Origin of the sequence: Nonomuraea sp. CA-218870, assembly GCF_050936535.1 — a bacterium.
Classification (GTDB): domain Bacteria; phylum Actinomycetota; class Actinomycetes; order Streptosporangiales; family Streptosporangiaceae; genus Nonomuraea; species Nonomuraea corallina.
In genome coordinates this window covers 1,033,527-1,052,308 of record NZ_JBNJMN010000002.1, presented here as the reverse complement: position 1 = coordinate 1,052,308, position 18,782 = coordinate 1,033,527, and the positions used below count along the sequence as shown (strand labels likewise).

Here is an 18,782-nt window from a genome sequence, read left to right as displayed (position 1 = left end):
CCGACGGCGGGTCGGCGCGTCCGGTACGGGGTCCGGGACCGCCCCGGTGGCGCGTCCGGTGCCGCGGCGAGAGCCGGTCAGCGGATGAAACGGTCCACGTAGTCGGCGCCCAGCCCCACCTCGGCGTAGTGACGGCGAGCGTTCTCGATCTTGGAGAAGACGTCCTCCACGCCCGTGGGGTTGCCGTCCGGGTCGACGTAGATGTACGCGCCCGTCACGTGGAACAGGGTCCGCATCTCCTCGACGCCCTCCGGCACTTCGAGGGTGTGGATGTCGCCCGGCGGCTCGAAGGCGTAGCTGCCCTCCTCGGCCCACCAGTCGTGCTCCAGGTAGTGCCAGCGGCCGCGGAGCGTCGTCGCGTGGACGGGGCCGGCGTGCCGGTGGCGTGACAGGATGCCGGACTTCCTGACCCGCAGGATGTTGACGAAGTAGCCCTGGGTCGGGCTGAGCAGGAGCGGACGGAACGTCACGTCCGGTGCCTGCGGCACCCACAGGCGCTCGTCGCACTCGGCGTCCAGCGCGCCGAGCTCCACGAGGTCGTCCACGGTGTTCGGCAGGAGCGGTCCGCGGTAGGGGATCGCGGCGGCGCTCCGGATCATGTCGGCGGTAGGTGTCTCCGTCATGACGTCGTTCCTTTCTCGGTCGGCACAGGTCTCGCTCGGCACAGGTCTCGGTCGGCACAGGTCTCGGTCGGCACAGGTCTCGGTCGGCACAGGTCTCGGTCGGCGTACGGTGTGGTCGGCGTACGGCTCGATCGGCGTACAGAGTTGAGCGGCGCAGGGGGCGGTCGGCGCGCGGGCCGGTCGGCGCAGGGGGCGGTCGGCGCAGGGGGCGGTCGGCGCAGGGCGGGGTCGGCGCCGGACCCGGTGGGTGCGGGGTGGTCGGGCTAGCGGTGTGAGTCGGAGGGCAGGGGCTTGCCCCACCAGGTGGCGGGGCGGGCCCAGCCGAGGTCGCGCGACGCCCGCTCGGCGGCCTCGACGGTCTGCTCGGCCAGCCGGTTGGCGGGGTCGAGGATGACGTCGCGCAGGCCGCTCACGGAGAGGGCGCCTTCGAGCTCGTTGCGGAAGTTGAACACGGGGGCGCCGACGGCGGCGATGCCCGGTGTCACGTTCTGGTCGGAGACGGCGTAGCCGCGCTGGCGAGTGACCTTGACCTCTTCGTTGATCTCCGCTGCGGTGCCGCCGTCCTTCGCGCCGTTCTCGGCGAGGTCGAGCAGCCACTCGCGATAGACGTCCTCGGGAGAGAACGCCAGGATCGCCATCGGCCCGGCGCCCAGGTGGAGCGGCATGGAGCCGCCCAGTTGCAGCGCCAGGCTCTGCACCCGGCGGCCGTCGAGCCGCTCGACGCAGACGGCGTCGAGGCCGCGCCGGATGCACAGGAAGACCGTCTCGCCGCTCTCGTCGTGGAGGTGCTGCATGTGCGGCAGGGAGGCGCGGCGCACGTCCATCCGCCGGACCGCGCCGGAGCCGAGGCGGAACAGGTGGAGGCCGATGCCCCACTGGCCGCGGGTGCCGGACTCGACCCAGCCGAGCGCGGCCAGGTTGCGCAGCAGCCGGTGGATGGTGCTGCGCGGCTCCTGCAGCGTCTCGGCGAGCTCCGCCGCGCTGACCCACTCGCGCTGGGCGAGGATCTCCAGGATCGCGGACGCCTTGTCGAGCAGGCCGACCGGCTCCCCGTCTCCGGCGGAGGGGGTGCCTGGCGAAGCCTGTCCTCTCATGGAACAAACCCTATCTTGGTGGTGGCGTGACACTGGTCCGATCAACGATCGGGAAAGTCAGTCCCGGTGGAAGGTTCCGTCGACGGTGATGCCGCCGTCGACGGGCAGCACCACCCCGGTGACGAACGCCGCCTGCGGGGAGACCAGGAAGGCCACCGCGTCGGCCACCTCCTCCGGCCTGCCGAACCTGCCCAGCGGGGTGCGCCGCAGCAGGGTCTCCTCGTCGAGGACGCCCAGGGCCAGCCCGGAGCGGAACATGTCGGTGTCCATGTAGCCGGGCGCGACCGCGTTCACCCGGATGCCGCGCCCGCCCCACTCGACCGCCAGGACCCGGGTGAGCCCCGAGACGCCGGTCTTGGCCGTGGTGTAGGCGAGCCGCAGCGGCAGGCCGAAGGTCGAGCCCACCGACGCCAGGTTGACGATCGCGGCCCTGGGGCTGCGGGCGAGCAGCGGGAAGGCGGCGCGGGAGCAGCGCATGCCGCCGCCGAGGTGGACGTCGAGCTCCCGCATGAAGCCTTCGGTGGGGAAGTTCTCGGCCGGGGCCCGCGCGATCACGCCGGCGTTGTTGATCAGCGCGTCCAGCCGTCCGAAGCGGGTGCCCACCTCGTCCAGCAGCCGGGCGACGCTGTCGTCGTCGGTGACGTCGGCCTGCGCGGCGACGGCCGTGCCGCCTTCCTTCGCGGCCACGTCTGCGACCGCCTGCGCCGTGGCGGCGGCGCCGTCGGCGTCCAGGTCGGCGAGCACGACGTCGAAGCCGTCCCCTGCCAGCCTGGCGGCGATGGCGGCGCCGAGCCCGCGGGCGGCGCCCGTGACGAGCGCGACTGGTCGTGACTCAGCGGACATCGGAGGTGATCCTTCCTGACGTCAGGAACGCGCGGGCCTCCTCGGCGACGCCCGGCCCGTCCAGGCGGTAGTGGCGGTAGAGATGGGTAGGCGGGCCGATGGGGGCGTACTCGTCGCGGATGCCGTGCCGCAGCAGCGGCACGCCGATCCCGTGGTCGGTCAGCGTCTCGGCGACCGCGCCGCCGAGTCCGCCGTACACGTTGTGCTCCTCGACCGTCATCAGCCCGCGCGACCGCTCGGCGGCGGCCCTGACGGCGGCCGCGTCCAGCGGTTTGATCGTATGCATGTCGATCACGCCCACGCTGTAGCCCGCGCCGCGCAGTTCCTCGGCGGCCACCAGGGACGGGTGCACCGAGGTGCCGGTGGCGATGATGGTGAGGTCGTCTCCCAGGGAGTGCACGACCGCCTTGCCGGGCTGGATCCGCTCGTCGCCCGGCTGGTACACCAGGGGCTCGCGGCCGCGGCCCATCCGGAAGTAGACGGGGAGCGGGTGGTCGGCGTACGCCCTCATGAGCGCGCCCATCGCCACGTGGTCGGCGGGCGCGACGACGGTCATGTTCGCGATCGACCGCATGATCGCGATGTCCTCGGTCGCGTGGTGGGAGGTGCCGTAGAAGCCGAAGGTGATGCCGGAGTGGTGGCCGACGAGGCGGACCGGCTGCTGGGTGTAGGCGAGGTCGGTGCGGATCTGCTCGCAGCACAGCAGGGCCAGGAAGGAGGCGAAGCCGGTGACGTACGGCTGCAGTCCCGTGGTGGCCAGGCCGGCGGCGACGGACACCGAGTTCTGCTCGCTGACGCCCATCTGCAGGTAGCGGTCGGGGTGGCTCTCCCGGAACGCCCACAGGCCGTTGGAGTACGACAGGTCCGGCGTGAGCACGACGACCGGGCGGCCCTCGTCGACCAGGGCGCCCAGCTGCTCCCCGAGGGCGAGCAGGCCGGGCGACTTGAGCAGCATGCTGGGGATGTGCCAGGTGCCCTCGGCCATCGGCCGGCCGTCGGCGCCGAGGGGAATCAGGCTCTCGGTGTTCAGATCCACTTCTCGTCCTTCAGTTCGCGGACGACGGCGGCCTCGTCCTGTTCGGCGAGCCAGCCCAGGTGCCAGCCGAAGTCCCGTTCCATGAAGCCGACGCCCTTGCCCTTGACGGTGTGCGCGATGACGGCGGTGGGCTTGGCGATCTCGCGGTCGCGGATGCGCAGCAGGGTGTCGAGCAGCGCCGGCACGTCGTGACCGTCGACCTCCTCGACCTCCCAGCCGAAGGCCCGCCACCGGTCGGCGAGGGGTTCGATCGCGATGATGTCGTCGACCTTGCCGTCGAGGCAGTAACCGTTGCGGTCGACGATGGCGACCAGGTTGCCGACGCCGTAGTGGCCGGCCGCGGCGGCGGCCTCCCAGATCTGGCCCTCGTGCAGCTCGCCGTCGCCGAGCAGGGCGTAGACGTCGAAGTCCCGCCCGGTCATGCGGGCGCCGAGCGCCATCCCGAGGCCGACGGACAGGTTGTGGCCGAGAGACCCGGAGCTGAAGTCGCAGCCCGGGACCTTGGTCATGTCGGGGTGGTCGCCGAGCGGGTTGCCGAGGCGGGTGTAGCCGTCGAGCAGCTCGGGGTCGAAGAACCCGTGGTCGGCCAGGATCGGGTAGAGCCCCACGGCGGCGTGGCCCTTGCCCATGACGAACCGGTCGCGGTCGGCCCACCCGGGGTCTCCGTGCCGCAGGCGCAGCACCCCGTAGTACAGGGTCGCGAGGATCTCGGCGCACGAGAACGTCGACGAATAGTGCCCCGTCTTGGCGATCGAGATCAGGCGGACGGTCTCGAGGCGGACGAACTGGGCGCGCTCGCGAATCCGCTCGACCAGCTCCGATGAGGTCGTGAGGGGCGCGCCTTCACTTGCCGGCATGCAGTCGGTTCCTTACGTGGTGTCAGGGCCATCGGCTTAGCCATCCAGGGCTACCCGCTCCCACTATGAACGAAGATCAAGACTCAGTCAATGGGACATGCTCTCAGTTCATGAGATCAGACAACAAGTTAGTCTCATCCAACGAATGTGTGTCCTACTCATTGACATCTACCGTTCTGGTTGCGACGCTTTCTCGTCATCGCCCCGACTCAGCGAGAGGAACGCCATGGAGGCCCTGGTCTACGCCGGTCCCGGCGCGGTCGAAGTCCGCGACGTGCCCGACCCCCAGCCCGGCCGGGGCGAGGTTCTCGTGGAGATCGGCCACGTCGGCGTCTGCGGGACCGACCACCTCCTGGTACGCGGCGGCCTGGCCCGGGTCCGGCCCGGCGTGGTCATCGGGCACGAGATGGCCGGCCGCGCCGTCGGCGGCGATCTGGACCGGGCCGGCCTGCGGCCCGGCGACCCGGTGGCGGTGGAGCCCCTCATCAGCTGCGGCGTGTGCCGCACCTGCGCCCGCGGGCACCGGCACATCTGCGAGACGCTCGGCCTGTACGGCATCGACCGCGACGGAGGCGCGGCGAGCCACGTCGTGGTCCCCGCCGACCGGCTCCACCGGCTGCCGGACGGCGTCCCGGCGCGGGTCGCGGCGCTCGCCGAGCCCTTCTCCGTGGCGGTGCACATGGTCGCCAGGGCCGGCGTGGCGGCCGGCGACAAAGTCATGATCTTCGGGGGCGGCCCCATCGGCGCGCTCCTGAGCCTGGTCGCCCGGCTCTCCGGCGCCGGCGCGGTGCTGGTCGCGGAGCCGCGCGCGGACCGGCGGGAGTTGCTGGCCGAGCTAGGCATGACCGTGACCGACCCGCTCGCCGCCGACGTGACGGCGTGGTGCCTGAACCGCGCGCCCGGCGGGGTCGACGTCAGCTTCGAGGTGTCGGGCGCCGACGCCTCCTACGCGGCCGCGCCCGAGGTCACCAGGCCGCGCGGCACCGTCCTCGTGGGCGCGCTGACCGACCGGCCGGCGCGGGTGCCCATGTCCCAGGTGATGTTCAAGGAGCAGCGGCTCGTGGGGTCCCGCGTCTACACCGGCGACCACATGGCCCGCGCCGTGAGCCTCATGGGGACGGCGGGCCTGCCTCTCGACGCGCTGGTCAGCGACGTGGTGCCGGTGCGCGAGGCGCCCGGGCGCGTCTTCGGCGGCGGGCCCGCCGGCCTGATGAAGACCCTCATCGCCGCCGGTGACGGATCATGACGGTCCTCGTGGCGGGCGCGTCCGGCGTCATCGGGCAGGCCGCCGCCGAACGCTTCCTGGCCGACGGGCTGGACGTGGTCGCCCTGTCGCGCCGGCCTCCCGACGTGGAGCCGCACCCCCGGCTCCGGCACGTCGCCGTGGACCTGACGGACGCGGCCGCGTGCCGGGACGCCCTCGGGCGCCTGGAGGGCGTGACGCACGTGGTCTACGCGGCGCTGTTCGAGAAGCCGGGCCTGGTGGCCGGATGGCTCGAAGAAGATCAGATGCAGACCAACCTGGCCATGCTCACGAACCTCGTCGAAGCACTCGTCCGGGCGCCCCGGCCGGCCCTCCGCCATGTCAGCCTCATGCAGGGCGCGAAGGCGTACGGCGGTCACGTCCACCCGCCTCGCCGGATCCCGTCCCGCGAGCGGGAGCCGCGTGACCCCCACCCGAACTTCTACTGGCTGCAGGAGGACTACCTCCGGGAGGCGGCCGGGCGGCACGGGTTCGAGATCACCGTCTTCCGCCCGCAGATGCTGATCGGCGGGGCGACCGGCTCGGCCATGAACGTGGTCCCCGTCATCGGGGTCTACGCGGCGCTCTGCGCGCGGCTCGGCCTCCCGTTCGGCTTCCCGGGCGGGCGGTCGTACGTCTGGGAGGCGGTCGACGCCCGGATCGTCGCGGCGGCGCTATCGTGGGCCCGGACGTCGCCCGCGGCCTGGGGAGAGACCTTCAACCTCACCAACGGTGACGTGTTCGAATGGCGCGACCTGTGGCCCGCGATCGCGGCGGAGCTGGGCGTGGAGCCCGCGGCCGACACGCCCAGGGCGCTGGCGGACTTCATCCCCCGGCACGAGCACGTGTGGGCGGAGATCGTACGGACCCGGGGGCTGCGCCCGCTGTCACTGGCGGAGCTGCTCGGCCAGTCCCACCACTACGCGGACCGCTGCTTCGCGTACGGCAGGGACGATCCCATGCCACCGAAGTTCCTGAGCACGGTCAAAGTGCGCCAGGCGGGCTTCCATGACTGCGTGTCCACCGAGGACTCGATCCGGCACTGGCTCGCCCACCTGCGAGAACGCCATATCTTGCCCTTGTAACACCCTTGAAATCTCATTCTCACTCTGATGTCATATGTCCACTGAGTTGGACAAATCGCTTTACCCAGCGGCCGACGTCCCGCTTAGAGCTACGTCGGGATCGGATGCGACTGCATCTCTTCGCACGACGCAACAAGACAGGAGAAGACGTGATCGCAAAGTCGACCCGTCGGTTCAGCAGAATCCGCGCGCTCGCCGCCGTGGGCGCCACGGCGGCCCTGGTCGCCGCATGCGGGGCCGACACCTCCACCGGCCAGGCGGGCAGCGCCCCGGCGGAGGGTGACCCCTTCAAGGTGGGCATCGTCGCCCTGGACGCCACGCAGATCACCGCGCTGAACGAGCGCACGGCGGCCCAGAAGAAGATGAAGGAGATCGGCTGGGAGACCACGGAGATCAACTCCGACGGCGACCCCGCCAAGGCCATCTCCGCGATGCAGAACCTCGTGCAGAGCGGCGTGAACGCCATCATCGTGCAGACCTACACCCCCGACCAGCTGGCCGCTGGCCTCGCCGCCGCGAAGGCCGCCGACATCCCGGTCTTCTCGACCGCGGGCGGGCTGGCCGGCGGCGGGGAGGCGGGCGCCGTCGAGCTCGTGGCCGCCGCCAACGTCAACGACAAGGTGATCGAGGCGATCAAGGACAAGCCGAAGGTGGAGCTGCTCCAGCTGCGCTACACCCCCGGCGCCCCCTGCCGCTCCCGCGCCGAGGACCTCGACGCCAAGCTCTCCGGGCTGTCCAACGTCAACGTCACCCGCCAGGAAGTGAAGATCCCCGGCGGTGAGCAGTCGGCGCAGGAGGCCACCGCCGCCTGGCTGCAGGCGCACCCGGACGACGGGCAGACGACCTTCGTCATCTGGCCGTGCTTCTCCGAGGCCGCCATCGGCGCCGTGTCCGCCGAGAAGCAGGCCGGCCGCGGCCCGTACGAGCTCTACACCTGGGACATCTCCAAGCCCGCGATCCAGGCCATCAAGGACGGCTACGCCACCGGCGTGCTGTGGATCCAGGTCGACAAGGCCGGCGAGCAGATCGTCGAGATGATCAAGGAATGGCGTGACGCCGGCGGGTCGTGGCAGACCAAGAACGTGACCGCGCCCAGCGTCCTGCTGACCAAGGACAACATCGACCAGACGCTCCAGGAGAACCCGGAGCTTCAAAACTGACGGTCAGGCGACCAGGCAAGGCATGACGAGGAAGGCGAGTCAACGTGATGGCGACAGAGCACGCGGCCGCGCGGGCGGCGGGAGACGGTTCCGCGCCCCTGCTGTCGGTGCGAGGCGCGGTGAAGCACTACGGCCTCGTCCAGGCCCTGCGTGGCGCCGATCTCACCGTCCAACGCGGTGAGGTGCACGGGCTGCTCGGCGCCAACGGCGCCGGGAAGTCCACCCTGGTGAAGATCCTCGCCGGCCTCGCCAGGCCGGACCAGGGCAGCTTCGAGCTCGACGGCGCCGCCCTCCGCCCGGGGAACATCCGGGAGGCGGCGGCCGCCGGCGTGCGCCTGGCGCACCAGGAGCTCGCCATCGTCCCGGCGCTCAGCGTGCGGCAGAACCTCCACCTGGGCCGCTACCTCCACCCCGAGCTGACCGGCGCCAAGGAACGCGAGCACGCGTACATGGCGCTGTTCGAGGAGTGGGGGCTGGACATCTCGTTCGACGCCGTCATGCGCGAGCTGTCCCCCGCCCACCAGGCGACCGTGGCGCTGGCCAAGACGCTGGTGGGCGACGGGCGCCTGCTCATCCTCGACGAGCCGACCGCCTCGCTCGGCCCGAAGGAGGTGAACGGGCTGTTCTCCATCATCCGCCGCCGCGTCGCGGCCGGGGCGGGCGTCATCTTCGTCAGCCACCGGCTGGGCGAGGTCAGCCGGCTCTGCGACGCCATCACCGTGCTGCGCAACGGCCAGCGGGTGCACGACGGCCCGATGCGGGGCGTCGACGAGCACGCGCTCGCCGACCTCATCGCGCACGACGCCGGAGGTGACCGCGGCCGCGCCCGGCGCGCCGCGCCCGCCCCCGCCACCAGGAACAGGCCGGGCGCGCGCGCCGACGGCCCGCTCCTGTCGGTCAGCGGCCTGCGGCTGCAGAGCCGCGTGGCGGACGTCTCGTTCGAGGTGAACCCCGGCGAGATCGTCGGCATCGCCGGCCTCGTCGGCGCCGGCCGGACCGAGGTGCTGGAGGCACTGGTCGGCCTCCGCCGCGTCGCGGCCGGGGAGATCCGCCTCGACGGCCGGCCCTACCAGCCGCGCGACCCGGCCAGGGCGCTGGCCAGGGGCGTCGTCCTCGTACCGGAGGAACGCCTGGCACAGGCGATCTTCACGCAGCGGGACATCGTCTTCAACTTCTCCAGCTCCCGCTTCCGCACCCTGGGCGGCGGGCCCGGAGGCATCCTGAGCAGGCGGTCCCGCTACCGGGAATCCGCGCAGCGGCTCGCCGAGTCGCTGCGGCTCAAAGCGCGGTCCCTGAACGACTCGATCATGTCGCTCAGCGGCGGCAACCAGCAGAAGGTGGTGCTCGGCCGGGCGACCGTCGACGGGCTGCGCCTGCTCCTGCTGGACGAACCCACCCGGGGCGTGGACGTCGGGGCGCGCTACGACTTCCAGCAGATGGTCCGCGGTCTCGCCGACCAGGGCGTCGGCGTCGTCTACGTCTCCTCCGAACTGGCCGAGCTGGAGTACTGCGACCGCATCGTGGTCATGGTCGAAGGCCGCGCCACCACGCAGTTCGACAACGACGACGGTTTCGACGAGGACGAGCTGACCCGCCTCTGCTTCCTGCCCGCCGGCCCGGCCGCCGTCGAGCAGGCATAGAAAGACGAACCTGGAGAGTCACATGAACACCGCCCGTCATATCGCGGCCGACGCGCCCGCGGCCCCACCGCCACCGCCTGATCAGGCGGGCGCGAGCTCGGTGACGCTGGTGGCCGTCAAGTTCCTCGGCCGTTACGGCACGCTGCTCGTCCTCGCCCTGCTCGTCCTGGTCTTCTCCCTGCTGGACGGCAGCCGCTTCCTGTCGTTCACCAACTTCCAGAACATCCTGCTGCAGTCGACGATCTCCGTCGTGATCGCGCTCGGGCTCACCGTGGTCCTGGTGGTCGGGGAGTTCGACCTGAGCATCGGCTACACCGCCAGCCTCGCCGGCGTGCTCACCGCTGGGCTGTACGCGGGATCGGCCGGGGGCAAGCTGGGCGCCATCGGGCTGGTCCTCGCCGTGGGGGCGCTGATCGGCCTGGTCAACGGGCTGATCGTGACCAAACTCGGGGTCAACGCCCTGGTCGGCACCCTGGGCATAGGCAGCGTCGTCATGGGCGCCACCTACATCGTCACCTCAGGCGTGCCGCAGAGCCTGGACGCCAGCGGGATGGACCTGATCCAGGTCTACCTGGGCAAGCTCGGCCCGATCCCGTGGCCGATCATCATCCTCTTCCTGATCGCCGGGGTGCTCTGGCTGCTGCTCAACCGCACCTCCCTCGGCCTGGAGTGGCAGGCCGTGGGCGGCAACAGGACCGCCGCCGAGCTGAGCGGCATCCGGGTGCACCGGGTGGTCATCTTCGCGTTCGTGGTGTGCGGCATCCTCGCCGCCGCCGGCGGGGTGCTGATCACCGCGAACGTGGGCAGCGGCCAGATCGCGGGCGGCCAGGGCTACCTGCTGTCGTCGTTCGCCGCGGCCTTCCTGGGCTCGGCGTGCCTGCGCGACGGCGAGTTCCACGTCCTGGGCACGGTCATCGGCGTCGTCACCGTGGCCGTGGGCTTCAACGGCATGGCGATCCACGGCGTGTCCACCTCCGCGCAGTTCATCTTCCAGGGTCTGCTGCTCATCGCGGCCGTGGGCATGAGCACCAGCGCCCGGCGCATGGTGTCCGGAAGAAGAGTGGGCCACTGATGAGCGTTCCCGGAGGCAGCCGGCTGATCGTCGGCATCGACAAGGGGACCACCGTCACCAAGGCGGCCGTCTTCGACGAGGCCGGCAACGAGCTGTCCCGGGCCGCCCGGTTCATCCAGGTGCTGAGCCCGCGGCGGGGCTGGCACGAGGAAGACGCCGAGGTGAGCCTGCGCAGCACGATGGACGCGGTCGCCGAGGCCGTCGCCGCCCTGCCCGGCCGGGCCGGGGACATCGCCGCGGTGAGCGTGTCCGGCCACATGACCGGCGCCTGGCTGCTCGACGAGGCGGGCCGGCCGGTCCGCAACGCGATCGCCTGGCCGGACGCGCGCACCCTGGACACGCTGACGGCGTTCGAGGCGGGCCCGCTGTACGAGGAGTACCTCGACATCTCGGCCACCAGCGCGCTGCCCGGCATGACCATGCTGCTCCTCGGGCACCTGGCCAGGCACGAGCCCGAGGTGATCGCGCGAACCCGCTACTTCGGCTGCGCCAAGGACTACGTCCAGGCGTTCCTGACCGGGCGCGTGGTCACCGACCCCACCGACGTGTCCCTGATGCCCGGCGACATCGCCTCGGGCCGGATCTCGCCGCGGCTCATGGAGCTGACCGGGGCGGAGGCGTTCCTGTCCAGGGCGCCCGAGGTCCGCCCGTCCGGGGAGATCATCGGCACGGTCACCCGGGAGGCGTCGCTGGCCACCGGGATCCCCGAGGGCACCCCGGTCGCCAACGGCCTCGGCGACGCCATCTCCGCCATGCTCGGCACCGGCGTCGTCCTGCCCGGCCAGGCCGTGTCGGTGCTGGGCACGAGCTGGCTGAACCAGCTGGTCAACAGCCACCTGGACGACGACCTGCGCGGGGTCGGCTGGGTGTACCCGTCGCCCGACGGCGAGCACTGGATCCGGTGCCTGGCCCACACCGCGGGCGCGGGCACGTTCGACTGGGCCGTGCGCACGTTCTGCCGCGACCTGACGGACGGCGACGGGGCCGACTTCGCCGCCGTCGAGGCCGAGGCGCTGGCGTCGCAGGAGGCCGGCCACGGCCTGACCTTCCTGCCGTACCTGTCCCCCGCCGGCGTCCAGGCGCCCTTCAAGGACGGGAACGTGCGCGGGGTCATGCTCGGCCTGGAGCACGGGTCCACGCGCGGCGACATCCTGCGCGCCGTCTACGAGGGCCAGGTGTACGCCGCCCTGGACTGCTACCGGCGGCAGAGCGACGACCTGAGCCTGCTCAGGCTGACCGGCGGCGGCGCGCGCAGCCGGGTGTGGCGGCAGACCTTCAGCAACGCCCTGCAGGTGCCGGTCGAACTGGTGACCACCAGCGAGTCGGCCGCGCTCGGCGTCGCCATCCTCGCCTCGGTCAGCGTCGGCATCTGGAAGGACCTGGAGACCGCGGTGTCGGCGATGGTCCGTACCGTGGGCCGGGTCGAGCCCGACCCCCGCATGGCCGAACCGCACCGGGAGGCGTTCGAGCGCTTCCTGCACGCGCAGGCCGCGGCGCGCGAGCTGTTCGCCGGCTTCGGCCGCGCAGGCATCCAAGGAAAGGACTGATCGTGTACACCGCAGAACCGGCCGGGCTGGTCCGCACGGTGCTCGGGGACGTGTCCCCGGACTCCCTGGGCGCGATGCTCATCCACGAGCACCTGCTCACGGCGCCGCCGGCCTACGCCGTTCACCAGGACCCCGACCTGGAGTTCGGCACCCCGGCGGGCGCCGAGGCGGAGGTCGCCGACCTCGTCGCGGCCGGCGGCGGCGGGCTCGTGGAGCTCACCACGGTCGACTACGGGCGCGACGTCACCGCCGCGCTGGCCGCCGCCAGGGCCACCGGCGCCCGCATCGTCCAGAGCACCGGCCTGCAGAAGGGCATCTACTACCCGGCCGGCACGTCCAGGCGGACCAGTGAGGAGCTGGCCGCCGGCTTCGTCGACGACATCCGGACGGGCTTCGGCCCGGAGAACACCAGGGCCGGCGCCATCAAGGCCGGGACCTGCTCCACCGAGGAGCTGTGGGACGTGGAGCGCAAGGTGCTCACGGCGGCGGCCCTCGCGGCCAGGGCCACCGGCGCGCCGATCCTCACCCACACCCAGGCGGGCCGCCTGGGCCACCAGCAGCTCGACGTCTTCGAGGCCGCCGGGCTCGACCTCGGCCAGGTCTGCGTCGGCCACCTCGACCGCAACCTCGAAGCCGACTACCTGATCTCGCTGGCCCGCCGCGGCGCCTGGCTCGGGCTCGACCAGTGGACCAAGGACAAGTACGGCCACGACGCCGACCGGGCCGCGATGGTGCGCCGCCTCGTCGACGCCGGCCACACCCGGGTGATGGTCTCCGGCGACCTCGGCCGCGGCTCCTACCAGCGCGCCTACGGCGGCTCCCCCGGGCTCGGCGCCTGCCTCGGCGCCATCAGGAAAGCCCTGGGCGACGAGCTGGCCGAGCTGACGCTCGTCGCCAACCCCGCCCGGTTCCTCGCCTTCAGGGAGGCCGGCCGATGACCCGCGCGGTGCTGTTCGACCTCGACGGAACCCTCGTCGACTCCCGCCCGGCGATCCTGGACTGCTACCGGGCCGCGCTCGCCCCCCTCCCTCAGGGCTGGGAGACCTTGCTGGAGCTCGGCCTGGGCAGGGTGATGCGCTGGCGGATGCGCGAGGTGATGGCCGTGGTCGCGGGCGACCGCGCGGCCGAGTGCGAGTCCCGGTACGAGCGCCACTACCTCGACGAGGGACACCGGAAGGTCGTCCTCTACCCGGGCGCCGTGGACATGCTCGACGCGCTGCGCGAGCAGGGGTCGCGCCTCGGCATCGTGACGAACAAGGGCCGGGTCCGCACCGAGCACGACCTGCGCACCGTGCACGGCACGCGGGACCTGCTGCCGCTGTTCGACGTGGTCGTCACCACCGAGGACACCATCGAGCGCAAGCCGTCGCCCGCGCCGATCCTGCTCGGGCTCCAGCGCGCGGGCTGGACGGCCGGCGACTGCGTCTACGTGGGCGACGGCCCGCACGACGCCGAGGCCGCCCTCGCCGCCGGGACCGGCTTCGTCGGCGCCGGCTGGGGCTACTACCCCGACGAGCTCGCCTCGGCCCGGCCCCCGCTCGCCGTCGCCGCCGTCCCCGGCGATCTGACCGGCCTCCTGCCCCGGACCCGGTGAAGGACCGCCATGGCACCGTTCACGTTCACCCCGCTCACCCCCTCCGCCTTCCTGGAGCGCTCCGGGCTCGTCTTCCGTGACCGGCTCGCGGTCATCGACGGGAGCACGCGCCTGACGTACGGCGAGCTCCTCGACCGGGCGCGGCGGCTCACCGGAGCGCTGGCGGGCCTCGGCGTCGGGCCCGGCGACCGGGTGGCGGCGCTCTGCGTCAACAGCCACGTGATGCTGGAGCTGCACAACGGGGTGCCGATGCGCTCCGGGGTGCTCGTGCCGCTCAACATCCGCCTGTCCGCCGGGGAGCTGGCGCACATCGTGACGCACTCCGGCGCGCGGGTGCTGGTCGCGACGGCCGAGCTGGCCGGGCGCGCGCGGGAGGTCGCCGCGGCGACCGGGGTCCGGCTCGTGGTGGCCGGCGGCCCCGAGGACGAGTACGAGGCGCTGCTGGCCGCGGCCGAGCCGCGGCCGATCGCGTGCGAGGACGAGCGCGGGCTGCTGGCGATCAACTACACCAGCGGGACCACGGGACGCCCGAAGGGCGTCATGTACCACCACCGGGGCGCCTACCTGCAGTCGCTGGCCATGGCGCTGCACACCGGGCTCGGCCCCGGCAGCGCCTACCTGTGGACGCTGCCCATGTTCCACTGCGACGGCTGGTGCTTCACCTGGGCCGTCACCGCCGCCGGCGGCACCCACGTCTGCCTGCGCGCCGTCGACCCCGCCGAGATCTGGCGGCTGCTGCGCGAGGAGGACGTCACGCACTTCAGCGCCGCGCCGACCGTCCTCACCATGATCGCCAGCGCGCCGGAGGCGCGGGTGGACGTCCCCCTGGGACGGACCGTGCGGGTGCAGACCGGCGGCGCGCCGCCGACCCCGACGCTGCTGGCCCGCATGGCCGAGCTGAACATGGAGGTCACCCACCTCTACGGGCTCACCGAGACCTTCGGGCCGGTGGCCGTCAACCAGTGGCAGCCGCAGTGGGACGACCTGCCCCCGGCGCGGCGGGCCGAGCTCAAGGCCCGCCAGGGCGTCGGCAACACGATCGCCGAGCGGATCCGGGTCGTGGACGGTTCGGGCGCGGACGTGCCCGCCGACGGCGAGACGATCGGCGAGATCGTGGTCCGCGGCAACGACGTCATGCTCGGCTACTACCGCGACGAGGAGGCCACCGCCGAGGTGGACCTGGACGGCTGGCTGCGCACCGGCGACCTGGCCGTGCGCCACCCCGACGGCTACCTGGAGATCCGCGACCGGTCCAAGGACATCATCATCTCCGGCGGCGAGAACATCGCCTCCGTCGAGGTGGAGCGGGTGCTCGACGGCCACCCGTCGGTGCTGGAGTCGGCCGTCGTCGGCGTCCCCCACGACAAGTGGGGCCAGGTGCCGGTCGCCTTCGTCGCACCGCGGCCGGGTTCGCCGCCGGTGACCGAGGGCGACCTCATCACGTACGTACGCGAGCGGCTGGCGCACTTCAAGGCCCCGCGGAAGGTCGTCTTCGGCGAGCTGCCCAAGACGTCGACCGGGAAGATCCAGAAGAACGTCCTGCGCGCGAGCGGGGACGCATGACCCGCTCCGCGCCGCCGACGGCCGGGCCGCGGGCACCGAAGGAGGGCGTTCGCGCATGACCAAGACGACGACCAGGCCCGCGGCGCTGGTGACCGGCGCCTCCCGGGGCATCGGCCTCGCCATCGCCGAGCGCCTCGCCGCCGGAGGGCACGACCTGACGATCTGCGCGCGCGGCGGCGAGGCTCTTTCTGCCGCGGCCGGCGGGCTGGCCGCGCACGGGACCGCCGTGCGCGCCGAGGCCGCCGACATGGCGGCCGAGGACGACGTGCGGCGGCTCGCCGGGGCGCACGTGGACGCCTACGGGCGGCTCGACGTGCTGGTGGTCGCGGCCGGCGTCGGCACGGCGGGCCCGGTGGAGACCGCGCCGCTGCACCGGTTCGACAAGCAGTTCGCGGTCAACGTGCGCGCCGCCTACACGCTGGTGCAGGCGCTGGTGCCGACGCTCAGGGCGACGGCGGCGGCGCGCCCCGACCGGGGCGTGAAGATCATCATGCTGTCGTCGATCACCGGCGTCTTCCCCGAGCCCGGCCTGGCCGCGTACGGGGCCTCGAAGGCGGCGCTCATCTCGCTGTGCCGGTCGCTGAACGCCGAGCTCTCCGCCGAAGGCGTCACGGCCACCGCGATCTGTCCCGGTTACGTCGACACCGACATGTCCGCGTGGGTGCACGACCGGATCGACCCCGCCGGCATGATCCGCACCTCGGACATCGCCGAGCTGGCGATGAGCCTGACGCGGCTCTCCCCCCAGGCCGTCGTGTCGGAGCTGGTGGTCACCCGGCCCGGCGGGCAGTTGCACCGGGCCTGAGTGGATCACGCCACTACGTGCCCCATGAGAAGATTTTCCCCGTTATTTACTCTTAAAGGCTGATTTGAGTACGGGGGCGGCATGTTCGCGGTTTCTCTGGGTGACGACGGCGCGGAACTGCGGCCGCTGGAGGCCTGGCACGCCGAGGAGTTCCTCAAGCACATCGACCGGGGCCGGGACTACATCGGGCAGTACGTCGGGCTTCCCGACTCCGTCACCGACCTGGAGTCCAGCCGCTCGCTCCTGCGCGGCTACGCCGAGAAGGCCGCGGCTGACACCGGGCGGCTCTACGGCATCTGGGCCGGCGGCGAGCTGGTGGGCGGCGTCCTGTTCCGGACGATGGACGTCGCGAAGGGCTCCGCCGAGGCCGGCTGCTGGCTGGAGCCGTCGGCGGCCGGCCGGGGCCTGGTGACCAGGGCCGTGCGGGTGATCATCGACTGGGCCGTCGAGGAGCGCGGCATCCACCGCGTCGAATGGGTGGTCTCGACGGAGAACGAGCCCAGCATCGCCGTCGCCCGGCGACTCGGGATGACGAAGGAGGGCGTGCTGCGCGAGTACTACGCCTACCGCGGCCGGCGGCAGGACATGGAGATCTGGTCGGTGCTCGCGCCCGAATGGCGGGCGGCCCGCCGGCCCTGATCAAGGCGGCCGGGGCCGGGCCGGTGCGCGGCGCCGCCCCGCGCTTCTGCGCGCCGGGAGAAGGTTGCATACTGCAAGGGAGACGTGAACGGCGGCACCCTGGAGGCGCTATGCCGAAGACGACGCCCTGGCCGCGCGCGGGCCCCGGCGGGACGCCGGGGAGGGTCGCGACGCCCTCCCGGCCCGGCCCACCGGCCCGTTCCGATCCGAGGGGGCGGCTGCGGGCCGCGTGAGCGCCATGGGCCTTTCCCGTGAGGAACGCCAGGCTCTCGACGAGATCGAGGAGCGACTGGCCTTCGACGATCCCGACCTCGACGCCCTCCTGTCCGGGTCGCTGCCCGAGCGGCGGCGCGAGGTGCCGGCGGCCGTCTGGTGGACGATCGCCATCGTGGCCTACGTGGTGTTCCTGATCGGCGTCGTCATGACCGTGGCCACCCCTGAGGACGCCTGCCGGGGCACCTCCGACGGCCGCTGCCAGCCGCCCCCGGCCCGCACGACCCAGACCGTCCACGGTCAGCCGCTCCCCCCTGCCGCCGGGCTCACAGGTGAGCCGGCGCGTTCGCGGGATAGGGGGACGTCATGAACCGCAAGGACGACCACCCCGATGACGAGTTCTTCGCACCCGTGCTGCGTGAGCCGCCGCCCTCGGCGCGGGACGGCCGCTCGGGCCAGGTGAGCGACACCGGCGTGCCCGGCGTCGCCGGCGGCGGCAGGGGCGACTGGGACGAGGCGCCCCCGCCCTCGAACGCTGTCAGCTACCGCCTGCTCGGCGCGGCGCTCGCGCTGCTCGCCGGGATCGTGCTGGCGGTGCTCGCCGTGCTCGCCGGCCTGCCGTGGCTCGCGCTCCTGCCCGCCGCCGTGGCGGTGGCCGCGGCCGTGTATCTGGTCCGGGTGAGCGTACGGCGCACCCGCGCGGGAGGAGGCCCGCCCACCTTCGGCTGACCGCGCCCGAGATCGGCCGGGGGCCGGGCTATCGAGGTTCTCCGTGATCCGGCCGGTACGCGGACGCGCGGAACAGGAAGGAGGCCCAGGAGCGGTAGGGCCGCCAGTGGTCGGCCAGCTTCCGGTACGCGGCGGCGGGCGCGTCCTCCGGCAGGCCGTACATCTCGCGCAGGATCGCGAACAGCCGCGGCTCGTCGCCGGGGAAGGCGTCCGGGGCGCCCGCGCCGCGGATCAGGATCAGCCCCGCCGAGAACGGGCCGACGCCGGGCAGGGAGCGCAGCTCGGCCAGGGCCTGCTCCGGGGGGAGCGAGCGCAGGTGCTCGGCGGTCAGTACGCCGTCGAGCGCGGCGCGGGCCAGGCCGCGGATCCACTCCTCCTTCTGCGCGGGCAGGCCGAGGCCGCCGGCCTCCACGAGCGTCATGGGCGGCGGGAAGACCGCGTGCTCCCGGCCGTCGACGTCGATCGCGGCGCCGTACCGTTCGGCGATGCGCTGCTTGAGGCGCGAGGCGATGAGCATCGACGAGCGCTGCACGATCACCGCCCAGCACGCCGACTCCCACGGGGTCCAGAAGCAGACCGGCCGCAGGCCGGGCGCGGCGCGCTGGAGGTCGCCGAGCACGGGGTCGGCCTCGGCGAGCGCGGCGAAGCCGGAGCCGTCCACGTCGAGGGAGAGGATGCGCGCCACCTCGCCCCGGATGCCCGGCCCCGCGGGCCGGGTGGTGGCCACGGCGACCCCGCCGGGCGCGGCGGTCACGGACACGCCGATCGGCAGCCAGTCGGTCTCCGGGCAGAACCCGAACCGCAGCGCCCGGCCGTCGGAGGGCAGCGCGCTGGTGGCCGGCCAGTCCTCGACGAAGCGCAGCGAGGCGCCGAAGTCGAACGGGCCGGCGGCGGTGATCGTGAATCCGAACGTGGCCATGCGCCGTATCGTAGGAGCGCCGCGGAAGCGCTGGAGACACCCCTACCAGCACTCCGGAAATTTCCGGCAAAGCGGGATATTTTCCCGCCCTGGTGTTTGCCCCGCGGGCTCCTCGGAAGG

At 72.7% G+C, this 18,782-nt stretch carries 19 protein-coding genes; 13 read left to right on the top strand and 6 right to left on the bottom strand.

The features are described 5' to 3' along the window. Window positions 1–77: 77 nt before the first annotated feature. The 5 genes from ACQEUU_RS33590 to ACQEUU_RS33570 form a co-directional block, all read right to left on the bottom strand. On the bottom strand, window positions 78–623 hold the full coding sequence (locus ACQEUU_RS33590) for a 2,4'-dihydroxyacetophenone dioxygenase family protein (protein ID WP_270155204.1): 546 nt from the start codon (window positions 621–623) through the stop codon (window positions 78–80). Window positions 624–886: 263 nt separating this feature from the next. Beyond that, complete coding sequence (locus tag ACQEUU_RS33585) at window positions 887–1,717, bottom strand: IclR family transcriptional regulator (RefSeq protein WP_433073559.1); 831 nt, start codon at window positions 1,715–1,717, stop codon at window positions 887–889. Between the two features lie 57 nt (window positions 1,718–1,774). After that, entirely contained in the window at window positions 1,775–2,560 is a 786-nt protein-coding gene (locus ACQEUU_RS33580) for an SDR family NAD(P)-dependent oxidoreductase (protein ID WP_433073556.1), read from the bottom strand. Next, window positions 2,550–3,596, bottom strand: a complete 1,047-nt coding sequence (locus ACQEUU_RS33575; RefSeq protein WP_433073553.1) for a transketolase family protein — start codon at window positions 3,594–3,596, stop codon at window positions 2,550–2,552. The genes ACQEUU_RS33580 and ACQEUU_RS33575 overlap by 11 nt, the downstream gene beginning before the upstream one ends. Next, window positions 3,587–4,453, bottom strand: coding sequence for a transketolase (locus ACQEUU_RS33570; RefSeq protein ID WP_433073550.1), 867 nt, complete (start codon window positions 4,451–4,453; stop codon window positions 3,587–3,589). The genes ACQEUU_RS33575 and ACQEUU_RS33570 overlap by 10 nt, the downstream gene beginning before the upstream one ends. A gap of 226 nt (window positions 4,454–4,679) precedes the next feature. On the opposite strand from ACQEUU_RS33570, the gene ACQEUU_RS33565 reads away from it, so the two are divergent. The 13 genes from ACQEUU_RS33565 (at window position 4,680) to ACQEUU_RS33505 (ending at window position 17,743) form a co-directional block, all read left to right on the top strand. Then, a complete protein-coding gene (locus ACQEUU_RS33565) occupies window positions 4,680–5,699 on the top strand; it encodes a zinc-dependent alcohol dehydrogenase (protein WP_433073547.1) in 1,020 nt (339 codons plus the stop codon). Continuing rightward, a complete protein-coding gene (locus ACQEUU_RS33560; RefSeq protein ID WP_433073544.1) occupies window positions 5,696–6,781 on the top strand; it encodes an SDR family oxidoreductase in 1,086 nt (361 codons plus the stop codon). The genes ACQEUU_RS33565 and ACQEUU_RS33560 overlap by 4 nt, the downstream gene beginning before the upstream one ends. A 149-nt stretch (window positions 6,782–6,930) precedes the next feature. Then, window positions 6,931–7,941, top strand: coding sequence for a sugar ABC transporter substrate-binding protein (locus tag ACQEUU_RS33555; RefSeq protein WP_433073541.1), 1,011 nt, complete (start codon window positions 6,931–6,933; stop codon window positions 7,939–7,941). A 47-nt stretch (window positions 7,942–7,988) separates the two neighbouring features. Beyond that, the gene (locus ACQEUU_RS33550) at window positions 7,989–9,581 is read left to right on the top strand and encodes a sugar ABC transporter ATP-binding protein (RefSeq protein WP_433073538.1); all 1,593 of its coding nucleotides are present in this window, start codon (window positions 7,989–7,991) and stop codon (window positions 9,579–9,581) included. A 22-nt stretch (window positions 9,582–9,603) separates the two neighbouring features. Continuing rightward, window positions 9,604–10,653, top strand: a complete 1,050-nt coding sequence (locus ACQEUU_RS33545; protein ID WP_433073535.1) for an ABC transporter permease — start codon at window positions 9,604–9,606, stop codon at window positions 10,651–10,653. Next, a complete protein-coding gene (locus tag ACQEUU_RS33540; protein ID WP_433073532.1) occupies window positions 10,653–12,200 on the top strand; it encodes an FGGY-family carbohydrate kinase in 1,548 nt (515 codons plus the stop codon). Before ACQEUU_RS33545 ends, ACQEUU_RS33540 begins: the two co-directional genes overlap by 1 nt. Before the next feature lie 2 nt (window positions 12,201–12,202). Beyond that, entirely contained in the window at window positions 12,203–13,138 is a 936-nt protein-coding gene (locus ACQEUU_RS33535; protein ID WP_433073529.1) for a phosphotriesterase family protein, read from the top strand. Then, window positions 13,135–13,794: an HAD family hydrolase gene (locus tag ACQEUU_RS33530; protein ID WP_433073526.1), complete on the top strand. Its 660-nt coding sequence runs from the start codon at window positions 13,135–13,137 to the stop codon at window positions 13,792–13,794. The genes ACQEUU_RS33535 and ACQEUU_RS33530 overlap by 4 nt, the downstream gene beginning before the upstream one ends. A gap of 9 nt (window positions 13,795–13,803) precedes the next feature. Next, complete coding sequence (locus ACQEUU_RS33525; RefSeq protein WP_433073523.1) at window positions 13,804–15,357, top strand: acyl--CoA ligase family protein; 1,554 nt, start codon at window positions 13,804–13,806, stop codon at window positions 15,355–15,357. 55 nt (window positions 15,358–15,412) lie between these two features. Then, complete coding sequence (locus ACQEUU_RS33520) at window positions 15,413–16,162, top strand: SDR family NAD(P)-dependent oxidoreductase (protein ID WP_433073520.1); 750 nt, start codon at window positions 15,413–15,415, stop codon at window positions 16,160–16,162. A gap of 81 nt (window positions 16,163–16,243) precedes the next feature. Next, a complete protein-coding gene (locus ACQEUU_RS33515) occupies window positions 16,244–16,801 on the top strand; it encodes a GNAT family N-acetyltransferase (RefSeq protein WP_433073517.1) in 558 nt (185 codons plus the stop codon). A gap of 238 nt (window positions 16,802–17,039) precedes the next feature. Further along, the gene (locus tag ACQEUU_RS33510) at window positions 17,040–17,384 is read left to right on the top strand and encodes a DUF3040 domain-containing protein (RefSeq protein ID WP_433073514.1); all 345 of its coding nucleotides are present in this window, start codon (window positions 17,040–17,042) and stop codon (window positions 17,382–17,384) included. After that, complete coding sequence (locus ACQEUU_RS33505) at window positions 17,381–17,743, top strand: hypothetical protein (RefSeq protein ID WP_433073511.1); 363 nt, start codon at window positions 17,381–17,383, stop codon at window positions 17,741–17,743. The genes ACQEUU_RS33510 and ACQEUU_RS33505 overlap by 4 nt, the downstream gene beginning before the upstream one ends. Before the next feature lie 28 nt (window positions 17,744–17,771). Here the strand turns inward: ACQEUU_RS33505 and ACQEUU_RS33500 are convergent, their stop codons facing one another. Next, window positions 17,772–18,662: a DNA-3-methyladenine glycosylase family protein gene (locus ACQEUU_RS33500; protein ID WP_433073504.1), complete on the bottom strand. Its 891-nt coding sequence runs from the start codon at window positions 18,660–18,662 to the stop codon at window positions 17,772–17,774. Between the last annotated feature and the right edge of the window lie 120 nt (window positions 18,663–18,782).